Below are 20581 nucleotides of genomic sequence, written 5' to 3' on the forward strand. Positions count from 1 at the left end.
GAAGGGGAGGTCAGCGCAGGTTCGCTGCGTCGTCGGGGGCGGGTTCGCGGGCTCCGGCCTCCGCGCTGTCCGGCAGCAGATGGGAAAGCACCATGTAGCTGATGGTCTTGCGGACGAACGGCTCGGCCCTGATGCGTTCGAGTACCTCCTCGAAGTGGCCGACGTCCGTGGCCCTGACGTGCAGCAACGCGTCGGCGCCGCCCGTCACGGTCATCGCGGAGGTGATCTCCGGGTGGTTGCGCACGACTTCGGCGAGCCGACGGGGCGGCGCCGCCCCGTCGCAGTACACCTCGACGAACGCCTCGGTGCTCCAGCCGAGCGCGGCCGGCCGGACCGTGGCGGTGTACCCGGTGATGACGTCGTTCTCGCGCAGCCGGTCGGCGCGCCGCTTGACCGCCGTGGCGGACAGGCCGATGGCCGCGCCGATCTCCGCGAAGCTCGTCCTGGCGTTGGCGATCAGGGCGGCGACGATCTTGCGGTCGAGATCGTCGAACGCGACGTGCTTGCTGTTCATGGCCGGTGGTCCTTCTCGTGCTGGTCACGGGCGCGCAGGGCGAGGGCCACCAGGGCGGCGTCCTCGGGGCGCCGCACATCGCGGCCGGTCAGCTCGGCGAACCGGGTGATCCGCTGCTGGATCGTGTTGCGATGGCAGTACAGGGCGGCCGCCGTTTCCGCGACGGACCCGGTCCCGGCCAGGTGTGACCGTACGGTATCGAGGAGGCGCTTCGTCTCGGTGACGGGCACCGCTTCCGCGTCGAGCCCACAGAGGACGTCGTCGGCGAGATCCCGCCCGAAGCCTTCCGCGCGCTGCACCAGGACATCGAGCCAGCTGTCCTCGAGCCGCCGTGGACCCGCGGCGTCCAGCGGCAGCACGCGCGCCGTGGCCGTTGCGAGCACCACCGCACGCGGCACCGCGGCGAGGCCCGCCGGGGCGGCGGCGACCCCGCACGGCGTCTCCTGAAGCAGCGCGAGCACGGTCTCCGCCGTGGTGCGCCGTCCCAGCTGCACGGTGAGGACCAGATCCGACGCCACCTCCTGCAACTGGACGGGTGTCTCCGCGGTGCGCAGCGCCGTCGCGGTCCTGCGCAGCCCCGCCCCGTGCTGCGGCGGCGCCACCGCGCACAGGAAGCGGTCGTCGGGCTGGAAGCCGAGAGCGAGCGCCGCGTCCCGTACCACCGTCGGATTGCGGCCCTCGCTGTCCAGGAGCCGGGCGAACCACATGCGCCGCTCGTCCGCCGCGCGGCGCCCCATGTCCAGGATGGTGCGCTGATACGCGGTCATGATCCCGGTGACATGTTTCTCCACGGCCTCCCACACGTGGTACGCGGACGTCACCAGCTCGGCCTTGTCCTTCTCTCCCGCCTTGTCGACCAGAGCCGCCCAGACCACACGGAAGTCGAGGCGGGCCGCCGCAAGCAGGGAGTCCAGGGGGACACCCTGCCGGGCGCGCCTCTCCCCGATCTCTTCGGAGACTGTGGCGATGCGCTCGGGCAGGGGCAGACAGGCGACCTTGCGCAGCAGGTACTCGAACGCCTGCCAGGCCGTGGCGCGGAAGTCCTCCTCCGAGACACGGTCCGCGTAGGAGGCGCGGACCGGGCGTACACACTCCACCCAGAGGCCGACGAGGCTGTCGATGTCCTCGAGGCAGCCGCGGGCCAGCTCGGTGACCCGGGGATCCGGGGGCGGGAAGAGGATGGGCTCACTGTTCATGTGCACAATCCTGGCCGCCCCATCGGCGCCATATCAACGTTGGCTTCGCGCAGGACCCCGTGAATTCTTGGAGTGTCCGGCAGGCAGTGGCCGGAATTCCACTGAATGGAGGGCCGGGTAGCTGTGCATTTGACCCCTCGCGAGCTGGAGCGGATCCAGCTGTTCACCGTCGCGGAACTGGCGCGTCGCCGCAGGGCGCGCGGGCGCCGGCTGAACGCGCCGGAGGCGATCGCCCTGATCTGCGACGAGGTTCTCGAAGCCGCCTGGGACGGCCTGAGCCTCGACGAAGTGATCGCGGCGGGCCGCAAGGTCCTCACCGAGGACGACGTCATGGAGGGGGTGCCGCAGATGGTCACCACCATCCAGGTCGAGGCCCTGTTCCCGAGCGGTACGTCCTTGGTGGCGATCGACCACCCGATCCCCACCACGGGCGGGAGGGGCGAACCCGGGCCGGGAGCTGTCCGTACCGCACCCGACCCGGTCCTGATCAACACCGGCAGGCTCCGCTCGCGGCTGACCATCCGAAACAACGGCGACCGCACCGTCTACCTGTCCTCGCACTACCCGCTCGCCGAAGCGAACGCGGCCCTGGAGCTCGACCGCGAGGCCGCCGCGGGCACGCGGCTCGACATCCCGGCGGGCACCGCCCTGTCCTTCGAACCCGGCGCCGTACGCGAAGTCGACGTGGTGACGGCACGCCATGAGGAGGCGTCATGACACAGGTCGACCGCCGCACGTACAACGCTCTCTACGGGCCCACGACCGGCGACCGGATCCGGCTCGGCGACACGTGCTTGTGGGTCGAGGTGGAACAGGACGATGGCACACCGGGCGACGAACTGCTCGGCGGCTGCGGCAAGACGGTGCGGGACGGACTCCTGGCCTCGCCGCGCTCCGAGCGGGACTCCGCGCTCGACATGGTGGTCGCGGGGGTGGTCCTGATGGACCCGGTGCTGGGCGTCCGCAAGACCGACATCGGCATCAAGGACGGCCGGATCGTCGCCGTCGGCGGCGTCGGCAACCCGGATGTCATGGACGTCGACTTCGCCATCGACTCCCACACCTCGGTCATCCCCGGCGAGGGCCTGATCGCCACCCCGGGCATCGTGGACAGCCACGTCCACCTCTCCTCGCCCGAGGTGGCACCCGCCGCGCTGTCCGCCGGAGTCACCACGCTCGTCGGCATGGGCCTCGGCGGAGTCTGGGAGATCGGCTGCAACCCGGCGCACAACCTTCACACCCTGATGGCGTCCTGGCGCGGCACCCCGCTCAACATCGCCTTCCTCGCCCGCGGTTCCTCCACCTCGCGCGCCCTGCTCGACGAGTCCGTGCTCGCGGGCGCCGGCGGCTTCAAGATCCATGAGGACTTCGGGGCCACTCCGCGCATCATCGAGACGTGCCTGGGCACCGCGGAACAGGCGGACCTGCCCGTCGCCATGCACACCGACTCCATGAACGAGTCCGGCTATCTGCGCGACACCATCGGCGCCACCCGTGGCCGCACCGTGCACGCCTACCACGTCGAGGGCGGCGGCGGTCACCCCGACCTTCTGGAGATTCTCTCCGAGCCCAACGTGCTTCCCTCGTCGACCACCCCGACGGTTCCGTACACCGCCAACACCGTCGGCGAGCTGTTCCCGATGACGATGACGGTCCACCGGCAGAACCACCACTCGCCCAGCGACGTCGAGATCTCCAAGGGCCGCATCCGAGGCCACGCCATCGCCGCCGAGAACGCCCTGCACGACCTGGGCGCGATCAGCATCGTCAACTCCGACTCCATGGGCATGGGCCGGATGGCCGAGACGGTGCGCAGGACCTGGCAGCTCGCCCATGTGCAGGCCCTCGCGAACGGCGCCGGGGGAGTGGAACACGCCGCCAACGCACGGGCGTTGCGGTATCTGGCGAAGATCACCCTGAACCCGGCGATCGCGCACGGCCTGGCCCACGAGGTCGGCTCTCTCCAGCCGGGCCGCATGGCCGACCTCGTCCTGTGGCACCCCGCCTGGTTCGGCACCAAGCCCGAACTCGTCGTCAAGGGCGGCTTCGTGGCCTGGGGCAACACGGGATCGGGCTCCGGCTCCACTCGCCTGACCCAGCCCCGCACCTACCGCCCCTACTTCGGGGCACTCGGCGACGCCCCCGCACGCCTGTCCCGGATCTTCGTCGCGCAGGCCGCCCTGGAGGACCGGGCCGCCCGCGCCGCGCTCCCGCAGGGTCTGCAGTACGCGCCGATCGTCGGCGCACGTGGCCTGACCCGGGCCGACATGCTGCACAACACCGCCACGCCACGCGTCCACGTGCCGCGCGAGCCCGCCCCCGTCCTGGTCGACGACGTCCCCACCGGAACCGACGCCGTCACCGAACTGCCCCTCGCCCAACTGCACCACTTCGCCTGAGGGACGGACCCACCCCATGCTTCTCGATCTGCTGGTGCGCAACGCGCGCATCCTCACCCTCGACGACGACCGGCCCTCCGCCCGCACTCTGGGCGTCCTGCACGGCAGGATCGCGGGACTCGACGAGGACGTCGAAGCCCTGCCCGCGCGGCGCGTCCTCGACGCGGGCGGCGCCACCCTCGTTCCCGGCTTCAACGACGCCCACTGCCACACCGCGTGGTTCGGCCTCACCCTCGCCCAGCTCGACCTGTCCAAGGCCCGGTCGGTGGACGAGGTGTACGCCGCCGTCGCCGACCACGCGAAAGGTCGGCCGCAGGACGCGTGGGTGATCGGTGCCGGGCTCGACCACCACAAGCTCGGCGGCGTCCAGCCGCACCGTGACGCACTCGACCGCGCCGCGGGCGGCCGCCCGGTGTGGCTCAAGCACACCTCCGGACACGCCTGCATCGTCAACTCGCCTGTCCTGGAGAAGGCCGGAGCGCTCGCCGACGGGTTCGCCGACCCCACCGGCGGCGTCGTCGCCCGTAATGCGGACGGGCGGCCCAACGGACTTCTCGAAGAGACCGCGCAGCAGCTCGTGCAGCGCCAGGTGCTGCCGTACCCCGTGGCCACCCTCGCCGACGCCATAGGCGCCGCCACCCGGCACTACCTCGCCGAGGGCATCACCAGCTTCACCGAAGCGGGCATCGGCGGTGGCTGGATCGGGCACAGCCCGGTGGAGCTCGCCGCCTATCAACTCAGCCGTGACAGCGCCCAGTTGCACACCCGGGCCCAGGTGATGGCCGCCTCCGACGTGCTGCACCCGCTCACCGCTCACGCCGACGACGCCATCACCCTCGGCCTCGACCTCGGCATGCGCACGGGCTTCGGCGACGACCGGCTCTCACTGGGACCCGTAAAGATCTTCCTCGACGGCTCGCTGCTCGGCCGCACCGCCGCCGTCACCGAACCGTTCTGCGGCTGCCCCCACGACACGTCCGCCACCGGATACTTCCAGGGCGACCCCGAGGCGATGGCCGACACCGTGGTGGCCGCGCACCGGGCCGGCTGGACCGTCGCTGCCCACGCCATCGGCGACCGGGCCGTCGACCTCGCACTCGACACCTTCGCCCGCGCCCAACGGGCCCACCCACGCCCCGAGGTGCGCCACCGGATCGAGCACGCCGGAGTCGTACGCCCCGACCAGCTCGCCCGCTTCGCCGAGCTGCGCGCCGTGCCCGTGCCGCAGCACAACTTCCTGTACGCCTTCGGAGATGCCATGGCGGCAGCGCTCGGGCCGCAGCGCACCCCGTGGTCGTACCGGCTGCGTTCCCTGCTCGACCTGGGCATTGTCGTGCCCGGCAGCTCGGACCGGCCGGTCGCTCCCGGCGCCCCGCTGCCCGCGATGCAGTCCATGGTGGAGCGCCTCACCGAGACCGGTGCGCCCTATGGCGCGGACGAGAGCGTGACGGCACTCGCCGCGCTGCGTGCCTGGACCGTCGGCTCCGCCCACGCCACGGGCTACGGCGACCGCAAGGGCGTCCTGCGCCCCGGTCACCTGGCCGACTTCACCGTCCTGGAAGCCGACCCCACCCGCATCTCACCGGACCGCATCGGCGCGATCCGGATCCTGGCCACCTCCGTCGGCGGCACCGTCGCCCACGACCCGCTCGGCATGACTGCCTCCGTCTGAGGCACGCTCCCCGCTCCACCGTCCCCCGACCGCCCAGGCGGTCACCGTCCCCCGGGAGATTCCGTGAGCTCCAACAGTACGACGCCGCCAACAGGCCGCACCGTCGCCGGCACCGCCGACATCAAGCGCCTCCTGTCCGCCGCGTTCATCGGCACCGCCCTCGAGTGGTACGACTACTTCCTCTACGGCACCGCGGCCGCGCTCGTCTTCAACAAGCTGTTCTTCCCCTCGCTCGACGCCACGACGGCGACCATCGCCTCCTTCGTGACCTTCGCCGTCGGCTTCGCGGCCAGGCCCATCGGCGCCGCGGTCTTCGGCCACATCGGTGACCGCTACGGACGCAAGGCCGCGCTGATCATCACGGTCGTCATGATGGGTGTCGCCACCGGCTGCATCGGCCTCCTCCCGTCGTACGACACCATCGGCATCTGGGCCCCCGTGCTGCTCGCCGTACTCCGCTTCGTGCAGGGCATCTCGGTCGGCGGGGAGTGGAGCGGCGCGATGCTCCTGACCCTGGAACACACGCCGAAGGAGAAGCACGGCAGCTACTCGGCGGTTCCCCAACTCGGCTCACCGGTCGGCACGTTGCTCTCCAGTGGCGCCTTCGCCCTGGTCGGCCTGCTGCCCGACGACGCCTTTTACGCGTGGGGCTGGCGCATCCCGTTCCTCGCCGCCTTCGGCCTGCTCGTCTTCGCGCTCTACCTGCGCCTGCGCATCGAGGAGTCCCCGGTCTTCCGCGCCATGATCGAGGACGCCGAGAGGAACGGCCCCGCGCCCGCCCCCCTCGTCGAAGCCTTCCGCAGGACCTGGGGCCGCATGATCATCAGCGTCCTCGCGGCCTTCCTCGGCATCGGCGGCTTCTTCCTGCTGACCACCTTCATGATCTCGTACGGCACCGAACAGCTCGGCATCGCGAAGTCCGTGATGCTGAATGCCACGCTCCTTGCCGCCGTGGCAGAGATGGTCGTGATCTACATCGGCGGCCGGATCGCGGACCGCGTCGGCCCGTGGAAGGTATGCGCCGTCGGCGGCATGCTGTCCGTCCTGGTCGCCTTCCCGGTCTTCTGGCTCGTCGACACCGGACAGACCGCCCTCGTCATCCTCGGTGTGACGCTCGGCGTCGCCGTCATCTCCATCCCTTACGCCACCATCGGCGCCGTCGTCACGGGCCTGTTCCCGGAGACCTTCCGCTACAGCGCCGTTGCCATGTCGTACAACCTCTCGGGTGTCCTCGGCGGCTTCGTCCCGCTCGTCGCCGCCTGGCTGACCGGCGTCACCGACGGCGCGTCCTGGGGCGTCGCCCTCCTCCTCGTCCTCATCGCCGCCTGCACCGCGGCCGGCTCCTTCCTGGCAGGCCCGCTGCTCGGCAGCCGGTCCGCCACCACGCCCGAGAACACCTCCGCATCTCAGAAGGCCACCGCATGACCCAGCACCACACCGCCCGTCCCGGCGGCCAGGTCCTCATCGACCAGCTGTCCGCACACGGCGTCGCGACCGTCTACGGCGTGCCCGGCGAGAGCTACCTCGCCGCGCTCGACGCCCTGCACGACGCCCCTGTCCACATGGTCGTCTGCCGCCACGAAGGCGGCGCCGCCTACATGGCCGAGGCCCACGGCAAGCTCACCGGGCGCCCCGGAGTCTGCTTCACGACCCGTGGCCCCGGGGCCACCAACGCGCTGGTCGCCCTGCACACCGCGTATCAGGACGCTACGCCGATGGTCCTGTTCATCGGCCTGGTACCGCGCGGGCACACCGACCGCGCCTCCTTCCAGGAACTCGACCTGCGCGGCACGTTCGGCGCGAGCGCCAAGCTCGTCGAGACCATCGACGACGCCGCGCGCATCCCCGAGTACGTCGCCCGCGCGTTCGCCGTCGCGAGCAGCGGCCGGCCCGGACCCGTGGTCCTGGGGCTGCCGGAGGACATGCTCACGGACGTCGTACGGGTCGCCGACGCAACCCCGCTGCCCATCCCTGGCGGCGGCGTGACCCCGGCCGAACTCACCTCCCTGGAACGTCTGTTGACGTCCGCCGAACGACCCCTCCTTTTCCTCGGCGGCGGCCGCTGGACCTCGCACGCCCGCGCCGCCGTACGGGACTGGGCCGAGGCGTGGTCCCTGCCCGTGACGGTGGACTTCCGCTGCCAGGACCTCATCGACAACGAGTCCGAGGTGTACGTCGGCCCGCTCGGCTACGGACGCGACGACGCGCTCGCGCAGCGGGTGCGCGAGGCCGACCTGCTACTGGCACTCGGAACCGCACCGGGTGACGTCGCGACCGACGGGTTCACGCTGCTTCCCACCGACGGAACCGGACCCCGGCTCGTCCAGGTACTGCCCGAACCGCAACCGCCGGGCGCCCTGTACCCCGCCGAACTCACCCTGCTCGCCGCCCCCGAGGCATTCGCGGACGCGGTACGCACCCTGCGCCCCGGCTGCCCCCTGCCGTGGGCCGTGCGGACCAAGCAGGACAGGGCCGCCCATCTGGCGTTCCGCACCCCGGTCCCCGAGGAGGACCCGCTCGACCTCGCCACCGTCTTCGCCACCCTCGACGACCGGCTGCCCGAGGACGCCGTCATCACCTTCGGCGCCGGCAACCACGCCATCTGGGCGCAGCGCTTCCTCACGTACCACGACGGCACACGCCAACTCGCCCCCCGTAACGGGTCCATGGGATACGGCATACCCGCCGCCGTGGCCGCCGCGATCCACGATCCGGAGCGCCGGGTCGTCTCCGTCGCGGGCGACGGCTGCTTCCTGATGAACGGTCAGGAACTGGCCACCGCTGTGGCCGAGGGCGCCAAGCCGCTGATCATCGTGCTGAACAACGCCAAGTACGGCACCATTCGCCAGCACCAGGAGCAGGCCTACCCAGGGCGGGTCAGCGGCACAGGGCTCGGCAACCCCGACTTCGCCGCGTACGCCCGCGCCTTCGGCGCCCACGGCGAAACCGTCACTGTCACAGCCGAGTTCGGTCCCGCGCTCCAGCGGTCCCTCGACAGCGGCAAGGCCGCCCTCATCGAGCTGAAGGTGACCGGCGGGCGCCTGGCCCCCGGCGTCACTGTCGCCTCCCTGCGCAAGGAGACCTGCAATGTCTGATCTGACCCTGCACAACATCGTCGACGGCCGCAGTGCCGAGGTCGCGGACCGCATGGAGCTGACCGACCCCGCAACGGGTGAGGTCTACGGCACCGCGCCCCGCTCGTCCGCCGCGCACGTGCACGCGGCCGTGGCCGCCGCGCGCCGGGCCCTGCCCGTCTGGCGCCGCAGCACCCCGGCCCAGCGGCAGGAGGCACTCCTGCGCCTCGCCGACCTCGTGACCGCCCACGAGGACGAGCTGGTCGATGCGGAAGTGCGCAGCACCGGCAAGCCTCGCGAGACGACCCGCACCCTCGAAGTCGGCCGCGGCGCCGACCAGTTGCGCTTCTTCGCGGGCGCCGCCCGTGTCCTGGAGGGCGTCGCCGCGGGCGAGTATGCGCAGGGCCACACCTCGTACGTCCGCCGCGAGGCCGTGGGTGTCGTCGCCCAGGTCACGCCCTGGAACTATCCGCTGATGATGGCCGTATGGAAGCTCGGCCCCGCGCTCGCCGCGGGCAACACGGTGGTCCTCAAGCCGTCCGACACCACGCCCTGGTCGACCGTCCTGCTCGGCGAACTCGCCGCGCGCGTCTTCCCGCCGGGCGTCGTCAATGTCGTGTGCGGTGACCGGGACACCGGACGCGCGCTCGTCGCCCATCCGGACGTGGACATGGTGGCCATCACCGGCAGCACCCGGGCCGGCTCCGAGGTCATGGCCGAGGCCTCCCGCGAGGTCAAGAACGTCCACCTGGAGCTGGGCGGCAAGGCACCGGCAGTCGTCTTCGCCGACGTCGACCCTGTCCGCACGGCTCGCGCCCTCGCCGACGCCGCCTTCTTCAACGGCGGCCAGGACTGCACTGCCGTGACCCGGATCCTGGTCCAACGCCCGCTCTACAAAACCCTGTTGACGGCCCTCGTCGATGCCGCCCGCGACACCCGGACAGGCTCACCGGACGAGGACGCCTTCTACGGTCCTCTCAACAGCGCCGCCCACGCCGCCCGCGTCGAGTCCGTCATCGCGACGCTCCCGGAGCACGCCCACGTAGAGACTGGGGGCCGGCGCGTCGACCGCCCCGGCCACTTCTTCCCGCCCACCGTCATCTCCGGTGTCCGCCAGGACGACGACGTGGTGCAGGGCGAGATCTTCGGCCCCGTCGTCACCGTCCAGCCCTTCGACACCGAGGAGGAGGCCGTCGCCCTGGCCAACGGCGTCGACTTCGGCCTGGCGTCCAGCGTATGGACCGCCGATCTGGGGCGCGCCATGCGGCTGAGCGCCGAACTCGACTTCGGCTGCGTCTGGCTCAACTGCCACCAGGTGGTTCTCGCCGAGATGCCCCACGGCGGATACAAGCAGTCGGGCATCGGCAGCGACCTGAGCCGCTACGGCTTCGACGACTACACGCGGATCAAGCACGTCATGGCTGCGCACGTCACGCCCTGACACTCCGCGAATGACGTGCGCTCGGCCCGGCTATTTGATCAGTGCGTTGGCCACGACGACGATCAGGCCGAGCAGTGCGTCGCCCACGCCGAGGTACAGCGACCGGGCCCACGACCGGCCGCTGACGCGGGCCGCCGTCAGGCCCCAGGCGAAGAGCAGGGCAACATTGAAGCCGAGGGCGACGTACTCGATGCCCGAGTAGTTCCACCAGCCGAGGCCCGCGCCGAAGAGCATCACGAGCGTCGGCAGGGTGGCGAGGAGCAGCGGCCACTCCTCGGCGAGCGCCCGCACCGCCGTGAACGCCCCGTGGTGGGTCTCGTCCGCGCGCCGGGCGATGAGGTGCGCGTATCCGTGGGCGAGGGCCGAGGCGACCGCGGTGATCAGGAGCCACTTGGCGTCGTACAGGCGGTCCGCACGTGACGAGCGCCCGTACTGGGCGAGCGCGGCGACCATGGAACTGGCGAGTACGGCTCCGTAGACGCCGCCGAACAGCACGTTGGGCCGGGCGGCGCCACGGCTGAGGGTGCGGCCGCTGCGGCGCAGGGTCTGGCGGGTGTTCATGACGGGATCCTCGGGTGGCGTCCGGGGGCGCTGTGGGCGGGTGACGGGGTCGGTGGGAGGGAGCTGCCGGCCAGGGGGGAGTGGTCGGCTGTCCGGCCACTCTCGCCCGCGGCCGGGCAGTGAGCCGTGGCCGACACGCGTGGGTTTTCCGGTTTCGCCTGTGCTTCGAAGCCGCTGAACGGAGACGCGCGTCATTGAAGTTGAGTCCGGGTTCAGGTACGTTGCGCATGCTTCCCGAACCTGCGACCAGGAGGCTGTCTCTTGAGCACCCCAATCAGCGCCGTCCTCTTCGACTTCGGGGGAGTGCTGACCACCAGCGTGTACGAGGCGTTCGAGGCCCTCGGCCGGGCACTCGGCGTCGATCCACGGCTTCCGCTCCGCCTGCTCGCGAAGGACGAACGCGTCGGCGCCCTTCTCGTCGACCACGAAGAAGGCCGGATCGGCCAGCGTGAGTTCGAGGACGGCTTCGCCGAGCGGCTGCGCGCACACGGAGCCGACGCCCAGGGGCCCGGACTCCTGTCCCTGATGCAGACCGAACTGCGCCCCGACCGGGCGATGCTCGACCTGGTCACCGAAGTGCGGAACGCGGGACACCGCGTGGGCCTTCTCTCGAACTCTCTGGGCGACGACTGCTACGCGGGCTTCGACCTGGAGTCCATGTTCGACGCCGTGGTGATCTCCGGCGAGATCGGCGTACGCAAGCCGTCCCGGCGCGCGTACGCCATCGCGTGCGAGCGTCTTGGCACCGAGCCTGCCGAGACCGTCATGGTCGACGACCTCGAACACAACATCGTCGCGGCACGACGCGCCGGCCTCGCCGGCATCGTCCACCGCGAAGCGACCGCGACCGCCCAGGAGCTGAGGTCGCTGCTGCGCCTCGGCGCGGCGGCGGAAGCGACACAGGCAATACGGTCGGACGCGCAGTCCGACGCCGGGTCCCGCTAGGCCTTGTCGCGCCGGTACCCCGAAATCCATCCTCCCCCCGTAAGGAGCACCACGTGTTCGAGCTGACCGACAGGGCCAAGGAGTACCAGGAGAAGCTGCTCGCCTTCATGGACGAGCGGATCTACCCGGCGGAGCCGGTCTACGAGGCGCAGATGGCGGAGTCGGGCGATCCGCACTTCCACCCGCCGATCCTCGAAGACCTCAAGGCGGACGCCAAGGAGCGCGGCCTGTGGAACCTCTTCCACCCGCACCCCGAGTGGGGCCCCGGCCTCACCAACCTCGAGTACGCCCCGCTCGCCGAAATCATGGGCCGCAGCGCGCACTTGGCCCCCGAGGCCACCAACTGCAACGCGCCGGACACCGGCAACATGGAGGTGCTCACCCTCTTCGGCACCGACGAGCACAAGGAGAAGTGGCTCAAGCCGCTCCTCGACGGCGAGATAGCCTCCGCCTTCGCGATGACCGAGCCCGCCGTGGCGAGCTCCGACGCCACCAACATCCAGCTCCGGATGGAACGTGACGGCGACGACTACGTCCTCAACGGACGCAAGTGGTGGACCTCCAACGCCCTGCACAAGAACTGCAAGGTGCTCATCGTGATGGGCAAGACGGAGCCGGAGGCCGCGACGCACCGTCAGCAGAGCATGATGGTCGTGCCGATCGACACCCCCGGCGTCACGGTCCTGCGCAACCTCCCGGTCTTCGGATACAAGGACCGCGAAGGGCACGCCGAGGTCGTCTTCGAGAACGTCCGGGTGCCGGTGACCGCGCTGCTCGCCGGGGAGGGCGACGGCTTCATGATCAGCCAGGCGCGGCTCGGCCCCGGCCGCATCCACCACTGCATGCGCGCGGTCGGCATGGCCGAGCGTGCCCTCGACCTGATGATCGACCGGGCCCAGGCGCGCACGACCTTCGGTGAGCCCGTCGCGAACCGCGCCAACGTCCAGGACTGGATCGCCGAGTCCCGTATCGAGATCGACATGGTCCGGCTGCTCACCCTCAAGGCCGCCCACCTCATGGACACCGTGGGCAACCGGCACGCGCGCACCGAGATCGCCGCGATCAAGGTGGCCGCACCCGAGGTCGCCCTGAAGGTCGTCGACCGGGCCATCCAGGTGCACGGCGGGGGCGGCGTCTCCGACGACTTCCCGCTCGCCAGCATGTACGCGCACCTGCGCACCCTGCGCCTCGCCGACGGCCCCGACGAGGTCCACAAGCGCACCATCGCGATGCGGGAACTGCGCCGCCGGGAACCGCAGTGGGGCCGCACCCGCTGATCGCGCGGCACGGTGCGGGGCCCTGCCGGGCCGAAGGAGGACGGAGGCGATCTGCGCACGCGGGTGTGCGAAGATCGCCTCGCTCCCGTACCGGCGGGCACCACGGGTGGGCACGCGGGTGTGCGCGGCCGGGCGAGCCCAGCCAGGTGTGCGGCGCCGGCGAGCACTCCCGTGAGCAGCACGAGCCAGCACACAGGAAGGCCCCACGACATGACCACTCGTGGCCACGCGCCCGACGGGGAGGACATCCCCTCGCTCGCGGACACCTCGGCCCTGCGTGAACCCCCTACCACCGCGCGCGGCGCCCGCACCCGCGCCGCGCTCGTGGCCGCGGCCCGCGTCGTGTTCGAGCGGGACGGCTATCTGGACTCGCGTCTCACCGACATCACCGCCGAGGCCGCCTGCTCGACCGGCACCTTCTACACCTACTTCGCCGGCAAGGAGGAGATCTTCCAGGCGGTGCTCGAAGTCGCCCAGGACGACATGCTGCACCCGGGGATGCCTCGCCTCGACCCCGAGGACAGCTCGCCCGTCGGCGTGATCGAGGCCAGCAACCGGGCCTACTTCGAGGCGTACAAGCGCAACGCGAAGCTCATGCTGATCCTCGATCAGGTCGCGGCCGGCGACCCCGGGTTCCGGGAGGTGCGCCGGCGCCGGAACCGCGCGTTCGCCGACCGCAACGCGCGCGCCATCAAGGACCTCCAGGACCGCGGGCTCGCGGACCGTGACCTCGACCCCCTCATGGCGGCGCGGGCGCTCTCGGGCATGGTGAGCCGCATGGCCTACTACGCGTACGGGCTCGGTGAGGACGACACGCTCGACGAGCTGGTCGAGACGTCCACCACGCTCTGGGCCAACGCCCTCAAGCTCGACAGGAACGCCAGGTAGGAGGAGTTCCGGCGGCTCAAGAGGTAATCGCCGCACGCCCCTTGACCGAACGGCACCCGCTCCCGGAGTGTGTGGTGGCTGAGCCGCCCTTACTCCACGGAGGCATGTGTGACACGTCCGAGAAGTCGTAGAGCCCGTAGCGCGGTGGCCGCCGCGCTGGCGGCCGGGTTGTTGATGGGGGCGTCGGCGGTGGCCTCAGCCGCTCCGACAACGTTGTCAGCAGTCAGGACAACGTTGTCCACGTCAGCCAACTCCCTTGCCGCCGCCGCGAAGCCGTCCTTGGTGGACGATCCCGCCGCCTACGTGGACCCGCTCATCGGCACGGGCCGCGGCGGCGAGAGCGTCGGTGAGATCAACAACTTCCCCGGCCCCTCCGCCCCGTTCGGCATGATGCAGTTCTCGCCGGACACGGCAGGCTCGTACGCCGGTTACCAGTACCACAGCGACAAGATCCGCGGCTTCAGCCTCGATCACGCCTCGGTCGGCTGCACCGCCTTCGGCGACGTGCCGATCCTGCCCGTGACCGGAGACGTCGGATCGGCTCCGTGGGACCGGACCGAGTCCTTCTCGCACGACGACGAGAAGGCCGAACCCGGCTACTACGCGGTCACGTTGTCGGACTCGAAGGTGCGGGCCGAACTGGCCGCCACCACACGTACGGGACTGGCGCAGTTCACGTTCCCCGAAGGGGCGGACGCGGCCCAGGTGCTGGTCAAGGGCGGCGCCAGCCTCTCCGGCAACAAGCGCGCCGACCTGCGCGTCGTCGGCGACCGGCAGGTCACCGGGTCCGCGACGACCGGCAACTTCTGCGGCAAGGGCAACGAGTACACGGTCCACTACGCGATCACCTTCGACCGTCCCTTCACCGCCCACGGCACCTGGGACGGCAAGACCGTCTCCAAGGACACCGACTCGGTCGACGCCCCCAAGGCGGGCGCCTACCTCACCTTCGGGACGGCCGACTCGCGCACGGTGCGGGCCAAGGTCTCCATGTCGTACGTGTCCGTGGACGGCGCCGAGGCCAACATGGCGGCCGAGGTGCCCGGCTGGAGCCTGGACGCCCTGCACCAGCAGACCCGCGACCAGTGGGCCGACACCCTCGGCAAGATCCGCGTCGCCGGGCGCGACACCGGTGAACTGAAGACGTTCTACACCGCGCTGTACCACTCGCTGATGCACCCGAACACCTTCAACGACACCGACGGACGCTACATCGGCTTCGACGACAAGGTGCGCACGCTGCCCGCGGGGCACAACCAGTACGCCAACTTCTCCGACTGGGACACCTACCGCTCGCTGGCACCCCTCCAGGCGATGCTGTGGCCGAAGCAGGCCAGTGACATGGCGCAGTCGCTCGTCAACGACGCCGAACAGGGTGGCTGGTGGCCGCGCTGGCCCCTGGCCAACGACTACACCGGCCAGATGACGGGCGACAACTCCGTCCCCCTCATCGCCAACCTGTACGCCTTCGGTGCCCGCGACTTCGACCTCAAGAAGGCGCTGAAGTACCTGGTCAAGGGCGCCACTTCGGTGGACGACACCCCGGGTGCGTACAAGGAGCGGCCCGGGATCGGCGAGTACGTCGAGCGCGGCTACATGCCCAACAACGACGCCTCGCGCGGCGACCACCAGCGCGTGGGCGGCTCGGTCACCCTGGAGTGGGCGATCGACGACTTCGCCATCGCGCAGCTCGCGAAGGCCGCGGGCGACAAGGACACCGCCGCCACCTTCACCCGCAGGGGCCAGAACTGGCAGAACATCCTCAACCCCGCCACCGGCTACCTCCAGCCGCGCGGCGAGGACGGCCGCTTCCCGGACGGCCCGGCCTACCAGCCGCCGCCCCCGGGCAAGTTCGGCCAGGACGGCTTCGACGAGGGCAACGCGGCACAGTACAACTGGCTCGTCCCGCAGAACACCGAGGGTCTGATCGCGGCCATGGGCGGGCGCGACGCCGCCGCCGACCGCCTGGACACCTTCTTCACCAAGCTGAACGCGGGTCCGAACGAGCCGTACATGTGGGCCGGCAACGAGGTCGACTTCGGTGTGCCGTGGGTGTACAACCACCTGGGCATGCCGTGGAAGACGCAGAAGGCCGTGCGGGACGTCGCCACCACCTTGTTCAGCCCGACTCCCGACGGCGAGCCCGGCAACGACGACCTCGGAGCCCAGTCCTCCTGGTACGTGTGGGCCGCGCTCGGCCTGTATCCGTCGACACCCGGCACCCCGGATCTCGCCGTGCACAGCCCGCTCTTCGAGCGCGCCGTCCTCGATCTTCCCGGCAAGGGACGGGATCTCGACATCCACGCTCCGCAGGCGTCCGCCGACACGCCGTACGTGCACGGGCTCGCGCTCGACGGCCGCACCTGGGAGCGCACCTATCTCCCGCAGGCCGCGGTGAAGGACGGGGCGCGCCTCGACTTCACGCTGTCGAACACCCCGGACAAGACCTGGGCGACGTCCGCCAAGGCCGCGCCGCCCTCCTACCGTTCGGGCGAGCGTTCCTTCCTCGCGAGCGCGACACCCAACGCGGCGTCGGCCGTCCCCGGCGGCGACGCCGCGAAGGTCGCCGTCCACGGTCAGCGTCTGGCCGGGCACGACAAGGCGCTGACCGTCACCGCGAAGGCCCCCGAAGGGCTGACCGTCTCGCCCGAGGGCGGGCGGCTCGGCCTCGACGCGAAGACCGGCGCGGGCGAGCTCGCCCTGTCCGTGAAGGCCGCCGCCGGCACGGCCGAGGGCTACTACGAGATCCCCCTGACGGTCCGCGGGCAGGCGGCCGGGGACAAGCCCGTCCAGCTCTCCGTGTTCGTGCTCGTCGCCCCCGAGGGCGGCCTCGCCGCCGGGTACGACAACACCGGTTCCTCCGACGACGCCGACCGAGGTCAGGGCGACTACGACGGCGACGGCAACACCTACTCCCGTCAGGGCCTTGCGGCCGCCGGTCTCAAGGGCGGCACGCGCGTCGAGGTGGCGGGCACGTCCTTCGTGTGGCCTGCCGCGCCCCAAGGGCGCCCCGACAACGTCGTCGCCGCGGGTCAGCGCATCGACCTGGCGGACCGGGCCGAGGACGCAGGGAAACTGCTGTTCGTGGGCTCGGCGACGCACAGCGATCAGCGGGGCAGCGCCACCGTGACCTTCACCGACGGGTCGACCGCCACCGCGGATCTGTCCTTCGGTGACTGGACCCTGCCGGGCGGCGGGACGGAACCCGTCTTCGGCAACACGACCGTGGCCCGCACCGAGCACCGCAACCAGTCAGGAGGCACCGGGCCCGCAGCGTACGTCTTCGCCACCAAGCCCTTCGACGTACCGGAGGGGAAGCACATCAAGAGCGTGACGCTGCCGGACAACGCCAACCTGCACGTCTTCGCGGTAGGCCTCGGCTGAGGTCACCCGGTCTGATCGAGTGCCCGCCTCAAGGGGCGGGCACTCGAACGCGGTCGCCGTGTCGATTCGTCCGTGCCGCCGTGCGTCAACTACCGTCTCACCGCGCTCGGGCGCTCGCCCGAGCAGGCGCCGGCCATGCTCCGCGCGGGCCATCGAGAGACGGGAATGCCGCCGATGAGCTCGGGGTTCGACGGGCAGACGACGAGCGGCGAGGACCTGCGTACGCCGCTGCGCGATTTTCTGCGCACCGAGACCGGCAGCGCCTCCGTGCTGCTCGTCGCGACGGTCGCGGCACTGGCCTGGGTGAACATCGGCCCCGGCACGTACGAGGAGTTCTGGGGGACGCACCTCTCCGTGCGGGTCGGTTCCGCCGGAGTGTCGCTGGAACTGCGGGAGTGGGTCAACAGCGGCCTGATGACGATGTTCTTCTTCGTCGTCGGCCTGGAGGCGCGGCGCGAGTTCGACATGGGCGAGCTCCGTGAACGCCGGCGCGTCACGCTGCCCCTCATCGCGGGACTCAGCGGCATGGCCGTCCCCGTCGCCCTCTACCTGGCCATCAATGCGGGACAGGGCACGGCCCACGGCTGGGGCGCGGCGATGTCGACCGACACCGCCTTCGCCCTCGGCATGCTGGCCCTGCTCGGCAACCGGCTGCCCGACGGGCTGCGCATCTTCATCCTGACCGTGGCCGTCGTCGACGACTTCGTGGCGCTGATCATCATCGCCGTCGCCTACAGCGGCGACATCGACGTCCCCGCCCTGCTGGTCGCACTCGGCCTGTTCGGCGTGATCCTGCTGGTCGGGGCCACCGGCACCCGGCGCGGCTGGCTGTACGCGCTCCTGGCCGTCGCGACCTGGGTGGCGCTGCTGGAGTCGGGGGTGGACCCCGTCGTGACCGGTCTCGCCATGGGGCTGCTGACCTCCGCGTACCCCGCGAGCCGTACCGCTCTGGAGCGGGCGAGCGGACTGTTCCGGCTCTTCCGCGAGCAGCCGACGCCCGATCTGGAGCGGTCGGTCCGCATCGGTCTCGCGTCGGCGCTCTCCCCCAACGAGCGGCTGCAGCGCCTCTACCACCCGTGGACCAGCTATGTGATCGTGCCGGTGTTCGCCCTCGCCAACGCGGGCATCGAGATCAGCGGCGGTGAACTGGCCCGCGCGTTCACCTCGCCGATCACCCTGGGCATCCTCATCGGCTACGTCCTGGGCAAGCCGCTCGGCATCGTCGGCGCCTCCTGGCTGACGACCCGGCTCAGCCGCGGCCGGCTGCGCCCGCCCGTCGGCTGGGGCGCCACCGCGGCCGGAGGCGCCATCGCGGGCGTCGGGTTCACGGTGGCCCTGCTGATCGCCACCCTCGCCTTCGACGGCGACCAGCTGGCCGAGGCGAAGATCGGCATCCTCAGCGCGGTGACCGGCGCGTTCCTGATGACCTGGCTGGTCTCCTGGATCATCGCGATCCTGCCCCGCCCCGCCCGGATGAGGGCCCTCCTCGGAACGGCCGAGGGAGTCATCGACCTGGCCGTGCCGGTCGACCCGGACCGCGACCATGTGCGCGGACCACTCGACGCGCCCGTGACGGTCGTCGAGTACGGCGACTTCGAGTGCCCCTACTGCGGACAGGCCGAACCCGTCGTGCGCGAACTGCTCGCCGGCTTCGGGGACATCCGCTACGTGTGGCGGCACCTGCCCCTCAACGACGTGCACCCGCAGGCCCAGCTCGCCGCGGAGGCGGCCGAAGCGGCGGGGGAGCAGGGGGCGTACTGGGAGATGCACGATCTGCTGTTCACCCACCAGGACGCCCTGCGGGCCGTCGACCTCCTGAAGTACGCGGGGGAACTCGGCCTGGACACCGACCGGTTCCACAAGGACCTGCGGGCGCACGCCGGCGTCGGGCGGGTCGCCGAGGACGTCGAGTCGGCCGACCTCAGCCAGGTCTCGGGAACACCCACGTTCTTCGTCAACGGACAGCGCCACCACGGGGCGTACGACATCGAAGGGCTGTCGGCCTCGGTGCGCGCGGCCAAGGAGCGGGCGGTGCTGGCCGGCAGACGCCGGCCTCGGCGTCAGTAGTTCCAGGGACGCTTCTCGCCGGGCCGGATCTCGGCCGCGATGTCGTCGCCGAGCCGTGCGACGGCTGTGCGCCCCTCGATCTCCGTCAGCCAGTGGTGCGGGAGGTGCACGTCGCCGTGCAGCGCGCCGAGGATGTTGCCGCACAGGGAGCCCGTGGAGTCGCTGTCACCCGAGTGGTTGACCGAGAGCAGGAACGCGGCCTCGATCGGTGTGCGCGGCGGCTTCGGGTTGCACACAGTGCCCTCCTTGCCGACGTAGAAGGTCTGCGGACGGGTGCGGGCCATCGCCGCGTACACCCCGATGGCGAGGGCCTCCTCCGCGACCCATCCGGCGCCGAGCGTCTCGACCCTCTCGGGGGTCGCCTCGCCCTCCTCCTCGGCGAGCGCGACGGCCCGGCTCAGCGCGGCCGTGGTCTCCTCGTGGCCCGGGTAACCACCGAGAAGACGTAGGGTGCGCAGCACCGCGCCCTCCAGCGACTCGCCGTCCACGAGGTGGCTGACGAGGGCGGCGAACGCACCGGCGGCGAGATAGCCGGTGGGGTGGCCGTGTGTGATCTGGGCGCACTGGGCGGCGAGTTCGAAGGAGCGGCCGGCGCCGAGGCCCGTCAGTCCGAAGGGCGCGGAGCGCATGACGGCGCCGCAGCCCTTGGAGTTGGGGTTCACCGGCCCCGGCTCGCCGGTGGGCGTCCCGTAGGGGTCGGGGGTGAATCCCGCTTCGACGCCGCTCAGGCAGGCGTTGCCGGGCGCCCGGCGCGCGTACAGCCAGGGCTCGTGCCGCAGCCACCCGATGCGGTGGCGCAGGTCCTCTTCGGGCAGCGGCCCGGGATGGTTCTGCGTCTCCAGCCACCGCAGGTACGCGTCGTGCACGATGGCCGCCTCCGCGCCGCCGATGCCCCGGTCCCGGCTGCGGCAGTACCCCCGCAGATGCCCCTCGGCGGTGAACAGGGTCATCTGGGTGTCGTCGCTGACCCGGCCCCTCACGCCGTCGGCGTCGGGCACCAGGCCGGTGACTCCGGCAGCGCCGTGCGTGGCACGGATCGTGTCGAGGGAGAGGAACTCCACGGGATACCCGAGCGCGTCACCGAGCGCGCCGCCGAGGAGACATCCGCGTACGCGGCTGCGGTGGACGGCGAGGTCGGCCCAGGATCGGCTGTGCACGGTGAA

At 71.2% G+C, this 20581-nt stretch carries 15 protein-coding genes; 11 read left to right on the top strand and 4 right to left on the bottom strand.

Going from position 1 to position 20581, the window contains the following annotated elements:
* Positions 1 to 10 precede the first annotated feature (10 nt).
* Together ACIPWY_RS06805 and ACIPWY_RS06810 are read right to left on the bottom strand one after the other, a co-directional pair.
* The gene (locus ACIPWY_RS06805) at positions 11 to 514 is read right to left on the bottom strand and encodes an Lrp/AsnC family transcriptional regulator (protein WP_362900200.1); all 504 of its coding nucleotides are present in this window, start codon (positions 512 to 514) and stop codon (positions 11 to 13) included.
* Complete coding sequence (locus ACIPWY_RS06810) at positions 511 to 1710, bottom strand: helix-turn-helix domain-containing protein (protein WP_401532389.1); 1200 nt, start codon at positions 1708 to 1710, stop codon at positions 511 to 513. The genes ACIPWY_RS06805 and ACIPWY_RS06810 overlap by 4 nt, the downstream gene beginning before the upstream one ends.
* 123 nt (positions 1711 to 1833) lie before the next feature.
* Between ACIPWY_RS06810 and ACIPWY_RS06815 the strand changes: the two genes are divergently transcribed.
* The 6 genes from ACIPWY_RS06815 (at position 1834) to ACIPWY_RS06840 (ending at position 10296) form a co-directional block, all read left to right on the top strand.
* A complete protein-coding gene (locus ACIPWY_RS06815) occupies positions 1834 to 2427 on the top strand; it encodes an urease subunit gamma (RefSeq protein WP_362900196.1) in 594 nt (197 codons plus the stop codon).
* Positions 2424 to 4109, top strand: coding sequence for an urease subunit alpha (locus ACIPWY_RS06820; RefSeq protein WP_401532390.1), 1686 nt, complete (start codon positions 2424 to 2426; stop codon positions 4107 to 4109). The genes ACIPWY_RS06815 and ACIPWY_RS06820 overlap by 4 nt, the downstream gene beginning before the upstream one ends.
* Positions 4110 to 4125: 16 nt before the next feature.
* Complete coding sequence (locus tag ACIPWY_RS06825; RefSeq protein WP_401532391.1) at positions 4126 to 5781, top strand: amidohydrolase; 1656 nt, start codon at positions 4126 to 4128, stop codon at positions 5779 to 5781.
* Positions 5782 to 5844: 63 nt separating this feature from the next.
* Complete coding sequence (locus ACIPWY_RS06830; RefSeq protein WP_401532392.1) at positions 5845 to 7206, top strand: MFS transporter; 1362 nt, start codon at positions 5845 to 5847, stop codon at positions 7204 to 7206.
* On the top strand, positions 7203 to 8876 hold the full coding sequence (locus ACIPWY_RS06835; protein WP_401532393.1) for a thiamine pyrophosphate-dependent enzyme: 1674 nt from the start codon (positions 7203 to 7205) through the stop codon (positions 8874 to 8876). Before ACIPWY_RS06830 ends, ACIPWY_RS06835 begins: the two co-directional genes overlap by 4 nt.
* Positions 8869 to 10296 carry an aminobutyraldehyde dehydrogenase gene (locus ACIPWY_RS06840; RefSeq protein ID WP_401532394.1) on the top strand — a complete coding sequence of 476 codons (1428 nt, stop codon included), beginning with the start codon at positions 8869 to 8871 and terminating at the stop codon, positions 10294 to 10296. Before ACIPWY_RS06835 ends, ACIPWY_RS06840 begins: the two co-directional genes overlap by 8 nt.
* 30 nt (positions 10297 to 10326) lie before the next feature.
* Here the strand turns inward: ACIPWY_RS06840 and ACIPWY_RS06845 are convergent, their stop codons facing one another.
* The gene (locus ACIPWY_RS06845; RefSeq protein WP_362900184.1) at positions 10327 to 10857 is read right to left on the bottom strand and encodes a hypothetical protein; all 531 of its coding nucleotides are present in this window, start codon (positions 10855 to 10857) and stop codon (positions 10327 to 10329) included.
* A 261-nt stretch (positions 10858 to 11118) separates the two neighbouring features.
* Here ACIPWY_RS06845 and ACIPWY_RS06850 point away from each other — a divergent pair, with 261 nt between their 5' ends.
* The 5 genes from ACIPWY_RS06850 (at position 11119) to nhaA (ending at position 19418) form a co-directional block, all read left to right on the top strand.
* Positions 11119 to 11802: an HAD family hydrolase gene (locus ACIPWY_RS06850; RefSeq protein WP_401532395.1), complete on the top strand. Its 684-nt coding sequence runs from the start codon at positions 11119 to 11121 to the stop codon at positions 11800 to 11802.
* A 53-nt stretch (positions 11803 to 11855) separates the two neighbouring features.
* On the top strand, positions 11856 to 13079 hold the full coding sequence (locus tag ACIPWY_RS06855; RefSeq protein WP_362900181.1) for an acyl-CoA dehydrogenase family protein: 1224 nt from the start codon (positions 11856 to 11858) through the stop codon (positions 13077 to 13079).
* Between the two features lie 210 nt (positions 13080 to 13289).
* Positions 13290 to 13967 (top strand): TetR/AcrR family transcriptional regulator, encoded by a 678-nt coding sequence (locus ACIPWY_RS06860; protein ID WP_362900179.1) that lies wholly within the window; start codon positions 13290 to 13292, stop codon positions 13965 to 13967.
* Between the two features lie 234 nt (positions 13968 to 14201).
* Entirely contained in the window at positions 14202 to 17351 is a 3150-nt protein-coding gene (locus ACIPWY_RS06865) for a GH92 family glycosyl hydrolase (protein WP_401532396.1), read from the top strand.
* A 165-nt stretch (positions 17352 to 17516) separates the two neighbouring features.
* The gene (nhaA, locus tag ACIPWY_RS06870) at positions 17517 to 19418 is read left to right on the top strand and encodes a Na+/H+ antiporter NhaA (protein WP_401532424.1); all 1902 of its coding nucleotides are present in this window, start codon (positions 17517 to 17519) and stop codon (positions 19416 to 19418) included.
* Here nhaA and ACIPWY_RS06875 read toward each other — a convergent pair.
* Entirely contained in the window at positions 19412 to 20575 is a 1164-nt protein-coding gene (locus ACIPWY_RS06875) for an ADP-ribosylglycohydrolase family protein (protein ID WP_401532397.1), read from the bottom strand. The genes nhaA and ACIPWY_RS06875 overlap by 7 nt on opposite strands.
* Positions 20576 to 20581 lie beyond the last annotated feature (6 nt).

Origin of the sequence: Streptomyces sp. NPDC090032 (genome assembly GCF_044748025.1) — a bacterium.
In the GTDB taxonomy this organism is placed as follows: Bacteria; Actinomycetota; Actinomycetes; order Streptomycetales; family Streptomycetaceae; genus Streptomyces.

Bases quoted from the DNA above. Each gene is read 5' to 3' on its own strand.
- ACIPWY_RS06825 (WP_401532391.1), top strand. From the start codon at position 4,126: ATGCTTCTCGATCTGCTGGTGCGCAACGCGCGCATCCTCACCCTCGAC.
- ACIPWY_RS06835 (WP_401532393.1), top strand. From the start codon at position 7,203: ATGACCCAGCACCACACCGCCCGTCCCGGCGGCCAGGTCCTCATCGAC.
- ACIPWY_RS06805 (WP_362900200.1), bottom strand. From the start codon at position 514: ATGAACAGCAAGCACGTCGCGTTCGACGATCTCGACCGCAAGATCGTC.
- nhaA (WP_401532424.1), top strand. From the start codon at position 17,517: ATGCCGCCGATGAGCTCGGGGTTCGACGGGCAGACGACGAGCGGCGAG.
- ACIPWY_RS06840 (WP_401532394.1), top strand. From the start codon at position 8,869: ATGTCTGATCTGACCCTGCACAACATCGTCGACGGCCGCAGTGCCGAG.
- ACIPWY_RS06860 (WP_362900179.1), top strand. From the start codon at position 13,290: ATGACCACTCGTGGCCACGCGCCCGACGGGGAGGACATCCCCTCGCTC.
- ACIPWY_RS06845 (WP_362900184.1), bottom strand. From the start codon at position 10,857: ATGAACACCCGCCAGACCCTGCGCCGCAGCGGCCGCACCCTCAGCCGT.
- ACIPWY_RS06820 (WP_401532390.1), top strand. From the start codon at position 2,424: ATGACACAGGTCGACCGCCGCACGTACAACGCTCTCTACGGGCCCACG.
- ACIPWY_RS06810 (WP_401532389.1), bottom strand. From the start codon at position 1,710: ATGAACAGTGAGCCCATCCTCTTCCCGCCCCCGGATCCCCGGGTCACC.